This is a genomic window from Fibrobacter sp. UWS1, assembly GCF_002300445.1.
In the GTDB taxonomy this organism is placed as follows: domain Bacteria; phylum Fibrobacterota; class Fibrobacteria; order Fibrobacterales; family Fibrobacteraceae; genus Hallerella; species Hallerella intestinalis.
This window is the reverse complement of the sequence record NZ_NSGW01000001.1, coordinates 1,940,602-1,953,439: the sequence shown is the minus strand read 5'-3', so window position 1 is coordinate 1,953,439 and position 12,838 is coordinate 1,940,602. Positions and strand designations below refer to the sequence as shown.

General features: G+C 38.2%; 15 protein-coding genes and 1 tRNA gene. 4 read left to right on the top strand and 12 right to left on the bottom strand.

Annotated features, from left to right (window positions below):
• Positions 1–20 precede the first annotated feature (20 nt).
• Both BGX14_RS08505 and BGX14_RS08500 read left to right on the top strand, forming a co-directional pair.
• A complete protein-coding gene (locus tag BGX14_RS08505) occupies positions 21–278 on the top strand; it encodes a hypothetical protein (protein WP_095879612.1) in 258 nt (85 codons plus the stop codon).
• A gap of 17 nt (positions 279–295) precedes the next feature.
• A complete protein-coding gene (locus tag BGX14_RS08500; RefSeq protein ID WP_143394197.1) occupies positions 296–610 on the top strand; it encodes a hypothetical protein in 315 nt (104 codons plus the stop codon).
• A gap of 25 nt (positions 611–635) precedes the next feature.
• Here BGX14_RS08500 and BGX14_RS08495 read toward each other — a convergent pair whose 3' ends face one another.
• The 8 genes from BGX14_RS08495 to rsmG all read right to left on the bottom strand — a co-directional run bounded on the left by BGX14_RS08495 (position 636) and on the right by rsmG (position 5,879).
• The gene (locus BGX14_RS08495) at positions 636–1,067 is read right to left on the bottom strand and encodes a hypothetical protein (protein WP_369833009.1); all 432 of its coding nucleotides are present in this window, start codon (positions 1,065–1,067) and stop codon (positions 636–638) included.
• 25 nt (positions 1,068–1,092) lie between these two features.
• Positions 1,093–1,165, bottom strand: a tRNA-Met gene (locus BGX14_RS08490).
• A gap of 57 nt (positions 1,166–1,222) precedes the next feature.
• A complete protein-coding gene (locus BGX14_RS08485) occupies positions 1,223–1,957 on the bottom strand; it encodes a metallophosphoesterase (protein WP_095879610.1) in 735 nt (244 codons plus the stop codon).
• Between the two features lie 428 nt (positions 1,958–2,385).
• Positions 2,386–2,745 (bottom strand): polymer-forming cytoskeletal protein, encoded by a 360-nt coding sequence (locus BGX14_RS08480; RefSeq protein ID WP_073304694.1) that lies wholly within the window; start codon positions 2,743–2,745, stop codon positions 2,386–2,388.
• 4 nt (positions 2,746–2,749) lie between these two features.
• Positions 2,750–3,547 (bottom strand): M23 family metallopeptidase, encoded by a 798-nt coding sequence (locus tag BGX14_RS08475; RefSeq protein WP_073304692.1) that lies wholly within the window; start codon positions 3,545–3,547, stop codon positions 2,750–2,752.
• Positions 3,544–4,449: a ParB/RepB/Spo0J family partition protein gene (locus BGX14_RS08470; protein ID WP_095879609.1), complete on the bottom strand. Its 906-nt coding sequence runs from the start codon at positions 4,447–4,449 to the stop codon at positions 3,544–3,546. Before BGX14_RS08470 ends, BGX14_RS08475 begins: the two co-directional genes overlap by 4 nt.
• Position 4,450: 1 nt before the next feature.
• The gene (locus BGX14_RS08465; RefSeq protein WP_078776586.1) at positions 4,451–5,236 is read right to left on the bottom strand and encodes a ParA family protein; all 786 of its coding nucleotides are present in this window, start codon (positions 5,234–5,236) and stop codon (positions 4,451–4,453) included.
• Positions 5,229–5,879 (bottom strand): 16S rRNA (guanine(527)-N(7))-methyltransferase RsmG, encoded by a 651-nt coding sequence (rsmG, locus tag BGX14_RS08460; RefSeq protein ID WP_158223275.1) that lies wholly within the window; start codon positions 5,877–5,879, stop codon positions 5,229–5,231. Before rsmG ends, BGX14_RS08465 begins: the two co-directional genes overlap by 8 nt.
• A gap of 679 nt (positions 5,880–6,558) precedes the next feature.
• Between rsmG and BGX14_RS08455 the strand changes: the two genes are divergently transcribed.
• Positions 6,559–6,945 carry a hypothetical protein gene (locus BGX14_RS08455; protein ID WP_095879607.1) on the top strand — a complete coding sequence of 129 codons (387 nt, stop codon included), beginning with the start codon at positions 6,559–6,561 and terminating at the stop codon, positions 6,943–6,945.
• A 1,265-nt stretch (positions 6,946–8,210) separates the two neighbouring features.
• On the opposite strand, the gene BGX14_RS08445 is transcribed toward BGX14_RS08455, so the two are convergent.
• Both BGX14_RS08445 and BGX14_RS08440 read right to left on the bottom strand, forming a co-directional pair.
• Positions 8,211–8,738 carry a GNAT family N-acetyltransferase gene (locus tag BGX14_RS08445; RefSeq protein WP_233126457.1) on the bottom strand — a complete coding sequence of 176 codons (528 nt, stop codon included), beginning with the start codon at positions 8,736–8,738 and terminating at the stop codon, positions 8,211–8,213.
• A gap of 324 nt (positions 8,739–9,062) precedes the next feature.
• Entirely contained in the window at positions 9,063–9,869 is an 807-nt protein-coding gene (locus BGX14_RS08440) for a lysophospholipid acyltransferase family protein (protein ID WP_095879605.1), read from the bottom strand.
• A 734-nt stretch (positions 9,870–10,603) separates the two neighbouring features.
• Between BGX14_RS08440 and BGX14_RS08425 the strand changes: the two genes are divergently transcribed.
• A complete protein-coding gene (locus tag BGX14_RS08425; protein WP_143159347.1) occupies positions 10,604–10,993 on the top strand; it encodes a hypothetical protein in 390 nt (129 codons plus the stop codon).
• A 101-nt stretch (positions 10,994–11,094) separates the two neighbouring features.
• Here the strand turns inward: BGX14_RS08425 and BGX14_RS08420 are convergent, their stop codons facing one another.
• Complete coding sequence (locus BGX14_RS08420; protein WP_095879602.1) at positions 11,095–11,769, bottom strand: SDR family NAD(P)-dependent oxidoreductase; 675 nt, start codon at positions 11,767–11,769, stop codon at positions 11,095–11,097.
• Positions 11,766–12,530: a VUT family protein gene (locus BGX14_RS08415; protein ID WP_095879807.1), complete on the bottom strand. Its 765-nt coding sequence runs from the start codon at positions 12,528–12,530 to the stop codon at positions 11,766–11,768. The genes BGX14_RS08420 and BGX14_RS08415 overlap by 4 nt, the downstream gene beginning before the upstream one ends.
• Positions 12,531–12,838: the final 308 nt, after the last annotated feature.

The window sequence follows — 12,838 nt, the reverse complement described above, 5'->3', positions numbered from 1 at the left end:
ACCAATTGCGTAAAGACTATGTGACAGAAGTCCTCAAAGCTATGGGAATAGCCAAAAGCAAATACATTATGGAACATAGTGAGAGTCGTGACGGCCTTACGATAGATATTAAGTTCAAACAACCGCTTAAGTCACGTGAAGGGTTGGGCGTGGACGATTGGGGGGATGATGATTGGGAGAGTGAGCCCTATCATGATGGAGAAAACCCCTATGACCCGGCACAATATATTTCTTTTGACGCGTTTAAGGCTAACTTAAAGAAAACCTTGGGCCTGTAAAAGAGAGGAAATCCGTAATGGAAATCAAATTCACTTCTAAATTTAATGATAACTTGCAAGAATTTTGCGATTACATGGCCGGATTTCATCTAAATGATCCCAATTATAGTTCTAAACTACGGGATGCTATATTAAAATATCTGGGTAATCCAAAAGCCAGATACAATGAGGCACACTATTGTGACTCCAAAACATTAGGAAAAGTCCCATCAGGGTCTGGAGCGGAAACTCCGGAAAATAAAAAACTAAAGAAATTTGAAATCATTGAATTTCCCAAAACTTCTGGGAAATTCTATAAACCAAAAAATCCTTTGGCACGTATCTATTACTAAGATAATTTTTTAAAATAACTCGTACTTAATTCAGTACGATTCCCACTTTAGCAAAAATTTCCATATTGCTGGAATCTTTTACTGCGACTTCTGTAATCCAGTTAAATTCTGCAATTCCGGCAAGCCCCATTCGGCTGCAAACCTGATTTCGCGCTTCTCCGTAATTTTGAAGAATTTTCACTTTTTCTTCACCTTGCGCCTGATCAATTTTAGAAGACCATTCTTCACCCAAAATCACTAGTGCAGCACTTGCATTTGCATATTGCTGGGCTTTTTTTTCGTCAATGGCACTCGACGCAGGCGCAGAAAATGTGGGAACAGAAACGGGAGCGGCTACATTCTGAGAACTTTTGGTAGGAAGAGTCGGCGTCAAATTGGCATTTTCATCTTCCCCGCAGCCAATACAAAAAAAGGAAGAAATCAACAAGAACAAGAAAGCAAAACGCATTTTATTCACATTAAATTCCTTCGCTTAAAAATAATAGCGGTTTGTGGGGTCGAACCACAGACACACGGATTATGATTCCGTTGCTCTACCGACTGAGCTAAACCGCCAGATGCCACCTAATTTAGATAACTATTCTAAAAAATCAAGGGTCTTCTATAAAAAAATCAAAGATAACGCACCTCTGTTCGTATTTTTCCCTCTTTATATTCAATATAACGCCAACCGGGAACCGTACTAAGAATATCGAACGAAGAAACTTCCGGATTTAATTGCATTTGTATTGAAGGGGTCAAATAAAGCATTTTCCCTTTTCCTAAATCCAAGGTCATTTCGGAATGATAATGCCCCGCAAAAACGGCATGGAGATTTGGAATTTCCAAAATTTCCTTTTTGACTTCTTCCCAATTTTTGAGCGGATACAAAGAATCCATAAAAAGATGTCCGCAAAGGCAAGGTGGATGATGCATAAACAAAAAAATTTCACCCGTTTTCTGTTTCGCTTCTTCTTTCAGCCACACCAACTGCTGCTTAGACACGCTTCCCAAGGAAGTATCCAAAAAGAAAAAAGGAACACCTTTCACTTCCCGCTGATCAAAATATTCCCCATTTTGAAGTTTTAAAGGAATGGAGGAATAACGCACCAAATCCTCGGAACAATCGTGATTTCCTGCCATCACACACCACGGATGAGAATACGTTTTCATCACTTCAAAGAAAATTTCGTATTCTCGGCGATAACTATGTTCCGTTATATCTCCACTTAAAACCAGAAAATCTAAATCGAACTTTTCGGCATCCCGTAAAGTAACCTGAAATTTTTCCACAGAGACGTTCTCTTTTTCTCCAAAATCCAAATGGAGATCTGATATTTGCCCAATTCTAAAATTTCTCTGATCCATAATTCAAATCTAGTTAAATTTTAATCCCAATTCATCACTTTCAGTAAGTCTTTATAAATCAATGTGATACAGATTAATTCAACAAATTTATCCACAAATCAAATCCAAAATTTTTCAAATTTCATTTTCAACATCCCTTTTTTGAATTAAATAGGGAAAGATGTTGAAAAAATCGACGGATACGGTTTTCAACGTTGAATCCTGTGAATAAAATTCAGGGTTTTCACCAAAAAAAATCTATCCACAATTGTTTTATCTTTTTAAAAATCAACCACTTACGTTTACAATAATCCGATTTTTCCACATATTCACATTATCTAAATCATTCTCTTTTATATATATATAGACTATTTAAAGAAGATGTGAAAATCCCTCTAATAAAAAACAGCTCTGCAAAAGAGCTGTTTACCTTTTGAAAGAGCAATTCTTTATTTCTTGGGAGATTCCAATTCTTTTTCTGTAGAAACATGACAATTCCCATTCAATTTAGCACCGCATTCGATGACTAAAAGTTTTGTCTTGATATTGCCTACAAAAAAAGATTTGGACTCCAGAACTAATTTTTCACTGCATTCGATGTCTCCATTGACTTTTCCCGCAATCATGGCGTTTTTAGATTTGATGACTCCTTCCACATAACCGGAATTTTCAATGACGACATCGCCTGTTGTTTCGATATTTCCTTTTATTTTTCCGGCAATGCGAATATCGCTGGAACCGGATATATCGCCAGTCAGATTCATGGATGAACTGATTTGTGTAAACTGGCCGTCGTTTTCTTTTGCCATATTTTTATTCCTCGATAAAAAGTTCTGGATCGATGGGTTCGTTGTTTTTCAAAATTTCGTAATGGATATGCGGCCCTGTCGTTTTTCCGCTGGAACCGACAGTTCCGATGGCTTCGCCTTTTTTTACGCTTTTCCCTTTTTGCACATATTGTTTTTGCAAATGGGAATAACTGGTCACATATTTATTTCCATGATCAATGACGATGTGCAAACCGCGGTCTTTACTTTTGGAAACAGAAAGCACTTTTCCATCGGCAGTAGCAAAAACAGGTTCGTCCAATTTCGCAGAAATGTCGATGCCCAGATGATTGTCTTCCTTTGAAAAATTTTTACTGACAATGCCGATGGTGGGAATGATGCTGGGTATGTTTTCCCAGTTCTGCCTTTTTTCCTCTGTAAAGTAACCTTTCAACTCGGCGGTAAATCTATTTTTTGAACTGGGCTGGAAGTCGAAACGATTTTTTTCAATAACAGCCGCCAATTTTAAAGAATCCGTTTCATAAAAGGTGTGAAGTATATTCCGGATTTGCCTTTCCATGGTGGATATGGAATCCAATTCGGAAAAGAACAATTCATATTCTTGCTGTTTTTTGAGAAGAACTTCGTTTTGCTTTTGGACTTGACGCGAGCTGACGATAATGGAATTGATTAAAGTGAATTTATAAAAAATAAATCCGCCTAATGCTAAAATAACAATCCACAGTATCCAGAATAATTTCCAAAGAATGGAATTGACTTTAATGGAAACTGTCCGTCCCGAATCCGATGGGATGATTTGAATGATATGATAGCGATTTTTCAATTCAGCCCTTCCATTTTTTCCTGAATTCGGGTCAAATCTTCAAAAGAATAGTAATCGATAATCAATTTTCCTTTAGAAGAATCGTCTGCGGTTTGCTGCAATTTGACTTTGGTGCCAAAAAATTCTTCCATTTTCTGGATGAAAGCCTGAATGTTGGCATCCAAAGGTTTGATTTCCTTTTTAGTTTTTTCCGGATTCTGTTCTTTAGGTTCGTTATTTTTAGCCAGATTTTCAATATCGCGGACGTTCAACCCTTTTTCGATGATGTCTCGGGCGACGGCTTCCGGATCGGAAATGCCAGGACTGAGGAGGGCACGGGCTGCGCTTTGAGAAATTTTTCCTTCGATAATCCAGGTTTGTACTTGTTCGGGGAGTTTCAAAAGCCGAAGGGAGTTCGTGATGACTGCGCGGGATTTGCCGACGCTTTTGGCTAGATCATCATGGGTATAGCCGTAATTTTCCAAAAGTTGCGTATAGGATTTGGCAACTTCGATGGCGTTTAAATCCACGCGCTGAATATTTTCGATGAGCGACCATTCCGCCATTTTTTTGTCGGAAAGAAGTTCGTGGACGTAGGCGTCGATGGTTGTCCATCCGGCGAGTCTGGCAGCGCGGGTTCGGCGTTCCCCACTGACGATTTGATAGCGCCCATTGAATTTGCGAACGGTAATGGGTTGAATTAAACCCTGTTCTTGAATGGTTTCCGCCAATTCAAGAAGTTCTTCTTCGTTGAATTCTGTTCGGGGCTGGTATGGGTTCGCGTCAATCAAATCCAAATTGATTTTTTCAATTTGAATGCTGTTTCCATTTTCATCTTTGGAAATGGATTCGTCTAAAGGAGTGGAATGATTGCTGATAATGGAGTTGAGACCGATTCCGAGTGCGTTAGATTTTTTTCCCATATTATTTTGCCCCGTTGATGATTTCTTCTGCGAGTTTCATATAGGCTTGCGAGCCTGGACTTTTGACGTTATAAAGAATAACCGGTTTTCCATGAGAAGGTGCTTCGCTCAAAGTCACATTCCTTGGAATCATGATTTTAAAGACCCTTTCCGGAATGACATTTCGGACTTCTTCGGCGACTTGTCTGGACAAGCTGAGTCTGGCATCGTACATGGTCAAAAGGGCGCCTTCGATATTCAAGGAACTGTTCAAGTTTTTTTGAATCAGCCGGATGGTGTTGAATAATTCGGCGAGTCCTTGAAGAGCGTAATATTCGCATTGGACGGGAATGAGTACGCTATCGGCTGCCGTGAGGACATTCAATGTCAAAAGGTTCAAGCTAGGAGGAGCGTCTATAATAATATAGTCGAAGTCTTCTTTTAAAACATTGGTGATTCTTCTGAGGCGATGTTCCCGACTCATGGCATTGACCAATTCCAATTCCATAGCGGAAAGATCCGGACCGGCGGTAATCACTTTTAAATAGTCCAGTTCCGTTTTCAAAATGAATTTTTGAAGAGAATCCTTTGTAATGGAATCTGGGCTTTCTGCTAGTTTCAACGCTTCATGAATATCTTCTTCTTGGCTTTCCAGATAACCCAGACCTTGAGAAGCATTTCCCTGAGGATCCATGTCGATAAGAAGAGTTTTCTTTTCTAAAGCGGCAAAGTTTGCAGCAAGATTGATTGCCGTTGTTGTTTTGCCTACTCCACCTTTTTGGTTGCAAATAGCGATAATTTTACCCATAGATTCCCTTAATGACTAATGAGTATTCTTGAGTTTCCAGAGGAAGATGATAATCGATAAAATGAATGTCGGAAAGATTCATTAAATCTTTGGTCATTTCTTTGCTTTTAAAGGTGATGAAAAGACCATTTTTTTTGAGTCCGAGTTGAGCGCGATCGTAATCGGCTTCAAAACGAGAAAGAGCCCGACAAGAAATAATATCACAATTGGTTATTTCCGAAGTTTCAAAACGTTTTCCCACGATGGTCAAATTATCCAATTTTAAAGTTTTTTTGGTCTCTTCTAAAAAAAGAACTCTTTTGTGGCGAGGTTCTGAAGCGAAAAATTGAATTTCAGGACAAACAATAGATAATGGAAAAACGGGACATCCACCACCGGCACCCATATCTGCCCAAATCATTCCTGATTTTAAATATTGTTTTTGAGAAAGAACAATAAAGGGCATTAACGAGTCGGCAATATGGCGGGATAAAAATTTTGAAATGTCGTTTTTAGAAATTAAATTGACTTGCGTATTACCTTGAATAACCAGATTGGCGTATTCATACAATTTTTCCAATTTATCATCGGATAAAGTAATTCCTTTATCGGAAAGAAATTGTAAAAGAAGGTTTTCTTGTACAGAGTCAAAGTAGTGTTTCACGTGAAACAATTTAAAAAACTAAATAGAAAATAAAATACGATAAAAGAAAAATTTTTCATTTTGTATAGGATAAATTGTGAATAAAAGTAAAAATGTTTCACGTGAAACATTTTTATTCTAAAAATTGAAAAAATGATGTGAATTTCAATAAAATTATTTTTTATTGAAATGTGAATAATTTTGGGTTAAATCTCTTGTGGTAATATAAAATTTGAACATAGTATTCACAATTTTCTTTAAACAGAGAATGAAAGTTTTCTGTTTGAGTGATGAATGTGAATAAATCAGATGGAAAATAATATAGGCAATTCTATTTGATGAATATGAAAAATGGAAATGAAATATTGCCGTTAATTGGATGTGAATAATTCAAAATGTGAATAATTTAAGATGAAAGTGCAATTTCAAAATGAATATAGGAGGTTCTAAAAATTGCTTTGTAAAGTGGTTCAGCAGACGGTTGCTGAGTTTATCGAAGATACCTACAATCTTCCAACAAATACTCGCAATTAAAAATTGGCTCTGTAGGCTAAAAGTGTGTACGCATAGATAAAAAAGGGAATATACATTATTACCATAGTATTTGTAAACGTTCCTAAATACGCAAACAACCTTAGCACACCCTGATATGTGGTTATATTAAGTTTGTAGTTGTCTTGCTATAGATATAGCCACATAAATGGAGATTTATTATTACATTAAAAATCAAGTTGCATTACAGAACACAAAATGCTGGCAAACATATTCAAGTTTGCGGAAGAAACGAACGGGTCTGCCCGTAAATATCTATGTAGATGATAGTGGTACTTGGAAAAAAATGAGGCATGCTAACAGAATCAAAATACAATGCAATAAAGGCGACCACCCAAATGCACACGGGATGATTCCGATGTCCATAGACGACAACCCCCGTATATTGGTAGATAACCCTAAAATGGAATTATCAGCTGCGGACATAAATGCAGTAAAGAAATTCGTCATCGCCAACAAGGACTTGCTTATAAGGCTAGGCTCCGACGATAACTTTGATATTGTGGATTTTACAGGGGCTATGGTACTTCCGTAGTATTCTGGTATTATCTAATACGTCCATTTTTAACCAAATACACGCTTTCGTCCTATAGAACCTAAAAATTTTTCAAAAGTGGAATTTTTTTTGGGGGGAATTATATACGATCTTCCACCAAATACTCTCAATTAAAAATTTTTTCAAAGTGTGAACATCTTTTTCGCAAAGTGGAACTCTTTTTTTTCAATACAGAAATTTCTTTTTCACAAGGAAAATTTCTTCTCGCAGACTGCGAGGTGCTCGCTTGCGCAGCGGGCGGAAGGGATAAGGGGGCTTCTGAGTTGCGAAGGCCAGCCCCCTTTTCCCTTCACCCTATCCCCCGCCACGCTTGGCGGTGGGAAATTTTAGGTTCTGGAGTAGAATTGGATATTGTGCCATGGCGAGAAGGGGAAACTCGGTTATCAGTTATTAGTTTTCAGTTTTCAGTTGTCAGTTTCAACCCTCAACCCTCAACCCTCAACCCTCAACTCCCAACTCCCAACTTTCAACTAACCACTAATCCCTAACCATGGTTCGACAACCGGTTGCTGAGCCTGTCGAAGCACACCAACCAAGCAAATCGAGGTGGAATTTTATATATAAATCCCATTATTTGGGGAATTATATACGATCTTCCACCAAATACTCTCAATTAAAATTTTTTTTTAAAACGAGAATTTCTTTTTCACAAGGAAAATTTCTTCTTGCAGAGTGCGAGGTGCTCGCCTGCTCGGCGGACGGAAGGGATAAGGGGGCTTCTGAGTTGACGCGTTGCGTCCGCGGCTGCGGCTCAGTAATGCCTGCAAGCAAGCTTGCTGCGCAACATTCGCCTTACATGCTTTTGCGAAGGCTCCCTTCCAGGGACAATTCGTCTAAAAGAGTAAAACTCTTAAGACTCATGGGCAGCCCCTTTTCCCTTCACCCTATCCCCGCCACGCTTTGCTGTGGGAAATTTTGGATTCTGGGGAGGAATAAAGTGTGTTACATTGCGAGAGGGTGAACTTCTTTTCAAGCGGGGCTTTTTCTTTCACAAGGGGAACTCAATTATCAGTTCCAACTCCCAACTTTCAACTAACCCCTAATCACTAACTACTTACAAATAAATCGTGGTGGAATTTTGTATATAAATCCCAATTTATTTTCGCAGATCTCAAAGTATTTTGCATTCTGGCTAGTCGTTTCTCCTACATTCCACTCTAACCATGGTTCGGCAAGCTCACCAACCGCTCGCCGCTAGTCGCTAATGCGTGCAAATCGGGTGAAACAATCTGCGAATGTGTATTTTATAATTCATGAAAAAATAAAAGCAAATTTTCGAATGTTCCATCTTTTTGGCGATAACATTTCGGAATTTCTCCAAGAGTTTTAAACCCGAGTTTTTGATATAAGTGTATAGCACCGATATTGGATTTGACAACTGCGTTGAATTGCAAAATATGAAAACCTTGAAGAGTTCCCTGCCGTAAGCTGTCTTGGACAAGCTTTTCGCCGATTCCTTTTCCTCTGTGTTTTTGTAAAACGGCATAACTTGCATTAGCGATTGAAGAGCAGCGACCGATATTGTTTGGGTGTAAAATATAAAGACCTAAAATAATTCCTTTTTCTTCGGCAACGGCGGTATAAGTTTGATTTTTGAAAAATTGAAATGCTTCCTCGTCGTTTTCAAATTCGGTCTCTTGAGGAAACGCGTTTCCTTCTTTGACAATTTCATTCCAAATGCTTCGCATAGAAGGAATGTCATTGGAAGTAAACTTTCTAATTTGCATTTTTTTTTCAATCCTTTCGTAAATAATGAATTTCAGTAAATTCATTCGCACATATTGTGCTGTTTTGCTTTTAAAATAGCTAATTCATTTAGGATTATTTGTTTTTGATTTTTGAAATTATATACTTCTACTAAGTAGTCGCAATTTAATTTTTTAAAGTGTGAACATCTTTTTCACACGGTGAATTTTTCTCGCAGACTGTGAGATGTTTTGCATTCTGGTTAGCTGTTTTTCCTAACGTCCCAACTACCCACTGATCGCTAATCACTAACTAGTTGCCTTATTAGAATAGATAAAATTGTTTCACGTGAAACATTCATTGTCGAACTAATCGAAGGGCACTAGTCGCTAATCTTTTTTCTGTGCCCACTATTTTTTACTCTCGTCATTTAAAGCGGATAAATATCTCCGATGCAACCATCCGTACCATCTTTCCGGAGCGATTTGAATTTGAAATTCTAGCCATTGGTGGTACATTTCAAAAAGTTCTTGTCCATTTTGTGGATAAATTTCTTTAGCAAACAAAATATGTTTGTGATTTTGTGGATAAATCCAGCAAATAAATATGGGCAATTTGGGACGATGATTTAAAATAAATTGTGGAATAGGATTGCAATGAACCGTTTTTTTCAGCAATTTTCCCAAAATAAAGCGATTTTTTCGAAAATCCTGATCGGCAATCAAACAAAATAATTTTTTTTCATTTAGGAATTGAAGAATATCGCGCGGGTTGTTTATAAAATGTGAATAATTAAAATTATCAATAGAACGAAGATGTTTGTAAACCCACCGATTGAGATATTCAGGGTGCAATTTTGCATAGCTGGCTGTAAGGGGAATTCCAAGGCGAACGAGCCAGGGACCGATGGCTTCATAATTGCCAAAATGAGCGGTAAGCATCAATCCCCCATTTTTCATTTTTTCTAGAACAGGTATGCTTTGCGAATCTATTTGAAATCGTTTATCGTTTGAAGAATAAATACAATTCCGAGTTAAAAAATTGGCAACATCGAAACTCAGATTTTGGAGGATTTTTTTTCGGAAAGTCCGTTTTTGATGCAGAGAAATTTTTGGATAAATATAATCCAGATTGAAAAATAGGACTTTTCTTTTCCACCCGGAAATAAGCAGAATGCGGTATAGAATTTTCTGAAGAATAACTGTATAAATGGGCATTGTATAAAAGGAAAAGAGTGGATTGCTTTGATAAAAGTAAAAATTTTCAAAAGAAGAAAATCCATAAAATTCGCATGATTGTTTTTTATGAAGCGAATGAAAATATTTTAAAAATTTCGAAGACAAAAAAATTATATTTGGATTGTGATAGGAAAAAGCAAAACAGTTGCCTTTTTCATTTTTCCGCTTTGCATTCTAGCGGCGGGAATTTTTGCTGGTTCATTTTTCAGCTCGTTTTTTCAGCAAAAAAAATTCGTTTTAGAACTTTCCTCGGATTCCATTGCGGCGGAACAATTTATTTATGCACAGGATAATGTTCCTGCTCTTCCTATTTTTGCTTGGAAAAGACCTTGTTTACCTGCCTTTTTTAGAAGCGAAAGAGAAGGTTCTGTTTTTGAATTTGGCGGTCGAGATTCCGGTTTTTTACATCGGCCAAAATTTTTAGAATCGAAAATTTTCTCTTTGGGAAAAGGCGTTGACGAATCGCTTTCTCCCCATTTTTTCTGTTATCCTAAAGAATATTACGTTTTTACTTTAAAACGCATTCTCTGTTAATCGTCTCTTCAATTTGTTTTGGACAATTTCTAAAAATGCAAAATCGGAGGCGATCGCGGTTTCCTTCGATTTTCAGCACAGCTATTTTTAGAAATCGTCTTTGATCTTTTTGGCACCGAATTTTTCCAAAACAGAAATGGAAAAAAGTGCTTCCCATTTTAAAAACAGAAGAGAAATTTATGGAAAATGTGAAAAGCATGGAGTTGGCAGAAGCTCTCTTTCAAAAAAACTGCATTAAAGTGGAAAAGGCATTCTTTGGATTGAAAACAAAAGTGTCTTATGTCCCGACGAATTCTCCCGTTGTCGGGCTTTATTTGGAATATGATTCCGATGTAGGAAACCAAATAAAGCAGTTGGTTTCTGCGGAATGGAAAAATTTGAAAAATGAAAAAGCTCCTGACGACTGTCCAAATGGGCATTATCGGTTGGCGATTTGTTTTTCCAAAGACAGGCAATTTGTCGCTTTACAGCTTTCGCAATATGTCGATTTTGAATATCATCCGATAAGCGAAATTCGTTTTGCAGAAGGTTCGACAGCGGAAATGGTTCTTCGCGTTTTTATGAAGTAGAAAATTGACGATTCATCAAATTGCTTTAGCGGGCAACGGTCATTGGTGAAATGGCCGCTGTTCTGCGAATTTTAAATTTGTCGAGTTCACTGGATGCGGTTTTAGAGAAATTTTGAATCTGGCCAAATAAAATGGCTATTCAAATCCTTTTCGCCGTTATCAATGAGGATGTCTTGCCCTGTACAATTTTTATTGACGACGGTTAAAAACCAGACCCATTCCGCAATGTCTTCCGGACTTGCCCATCGCTTGAGAGGAGTCACTTGCATAATTTGATTCCATAAATCCGGATTTTCCATTACGGGCTTGTTCAAATCGGTGGTTACGCCGCCTGGAGAAATGCTATTGCAAGTCGCTCCAAAACGAGCGAGCCGCAGAGCCGCATTTTTCATATAGGCCAGAAGTCCGCCTTTGGAAGCGGAATATTCAGGAAATTCCGCGCCGGAATGAGCGCTTGCCGAAGATACCAGCAGAACGGATTGAATGCTGGGCTGAAAGGCGTATTTTTCCACGAAATAGATGGAACCTTTCAAATTCACTTCAATGTCCTTGCCGGAATTTTGAACTCCCGCGTTGCTAATGACGATATTTGCGGAACAGGCGATTTGAGGAAAGGAAAATTTATCGGCGACATCGACAAGGTGATGTTCATAATCTGGATGCTGGATGCTGGATTTTAAAATGTCGAAGCCGACAACACGATGGCCATCTTTCAAAAAGCGTTCCGCGACGGCCTTTCCGATTCCCCGACTGCTCCCGCTGATAAAAATATTCATTTTGCCTCTGCTTTAAATTGGATGTATGGATTGCCAATTCCATTTTTTTCCCAGTATCGACATATTTTATAACCGAGGGGACTGAAGACGATTTCGCAAAGCAATTCCATAAGAGCTCCCGTTAGCGAACAAAGAATGACCTGCGTCATGCTCCAACCAAAAAATACATAGCTGACGATTCTCGCAAAAATAAGGTTGTCTATAAATTGAGCAATCATTGTCGAAGCGTAAGATCGAATGGCAAAATTTTTGAATCCTTGAAAAGAGATGAATTTGGAAATCCAATGATTCGTGATAGCATTGACGAGAGAAGAAGAAAACATGGCGATGGCGGATCCGAATAAAACATACCAGCTTCCGCCGAAGGTTGCGTTTAGTGCGTCGTTGGCAATGGCTGCTCCATCGGGATTTGTTTCCAGAAGAGTGTAAAATTCTCCCCACATTCCCGGCGTTCGGGAAAGCAAGTTGAAAAGGGAAAATGTACATAAATTAACAAACAGGGCCAGAATGGAAATTTTCATCGCCGCTTTCGGGCCGAAACGCTTGCATATCATATCCATGCAAAGAAAAGAAATCCAGCTGAGGGTGAATCCGCAATCCAATGCGAGATACTGGAATGAAAACAGTTCCTTGTTGGCGAGCAAGTTCATGCAGACCACGGAGAGAATGAAAATGCTGACGACAAGGGAAGGGACGTTTCGCAGAAGGAGGATGAAGTCGTTCCATTCGCGAAGAATAAAGGCAGAAAGATTCTGTTTCATTTGTTTTTTTAGGAAGGTTAGACAATGACTTCCGGAAAAATTTCGCCCCATTGCGAAATTCTAACGGTGAAAATATAGCAAAGAAAATTTTGGGAATGATATACGATCTTCCACTAAATAATTTTTTTAAAGCGTGGATTTCTTTTTCACAAAGAGGAACGTTTTTTTTCAATACAGGAATTTCTTTTTCACAAGGTGAATTTCTTCTCGCAGGCCGTGAGATGCTTTGCGTTCTAGCTAGCCGTTTCTCCTACGTCCTCAACTTTCAACTAATCACTGATCACTAGTCGCTAACCTCTAATCCCTAA

Coding starts and splice junctions, on each gene's coding strand:
- BGX14_RS08425 (WP_143159347.1), top strand. CDS start 10,604: ATGGAAAATGTGAAAAGCATGGAGTTGGCAGAAGCTCTCTTTCAAAAA.
- BGX14_RS08500 (WP_143394197.1), top strand. CDS start 296: ATGGAAATCAAATTCACTTCTAAATTTAATGATAACTTGCAAGAATTT.
- BGX14_RS08420 (WP_095879602.1), bottom strand. CDS start 11,769: ATGAATATTTTTATCAGCGGGAGCAGTCGGGGAATCGGAAAGGCCGTC.
- BGX14_RS08455 (WP_095879607.1), top strand. CDS start 6,559: ATGGAGATTTATTATTACATTAAAAATCAAGTTGCATTACAGAACACA.
- BGX14_RS08445 (WP_233126457.1), bottom strand. CDS start 8,738: ATGAATTTACTGAAATTCATTATTTACGAAAGGATTGAAAAAAAAATG.
- BGX14_RS08485 (WP_095879610.1), bottom strand. CDS start 1,957: ATGGATCAGAGAAATTTTAGAATTGGGCAAATATCAGATCTCCATTTG.
- BGX14_RS08470 (WP_095879609.1), bottom strand. CDS start 4,449: ATGGGAAAAAAATCTAACGCACTCGGAATCGGTCTCAACTCCATTATC.
- BGX14_RS08415 (WP_095879807.1), bottom strand. CDS start 12,530: ATGAAACAGAATCTTTCTGCCTTTATTCTTCGCGAATGGAACGACTTC.
- BGX14_RS08465 (WP_078776586.1), bottom strand. CDS start 5,236: ATGGGTAAAATTATCGCTATTTGCAACCAAAAAGGTGGAGTAGGCAAA.
- BGX14_RS08480 (WP_073304694.1), bottom strand. CDS start 2,745: ATGGCAAAAGAAAACGACGGCCAGTTTACACAAATCAGTTCATCCATG.
- BGX14_RS08440 (WP_095879605.1), bottom strand. CDS start 9,869: ATGCCCATTTATACAGTTATTCTTCAGAAAATTCTATACCGCATTCTG.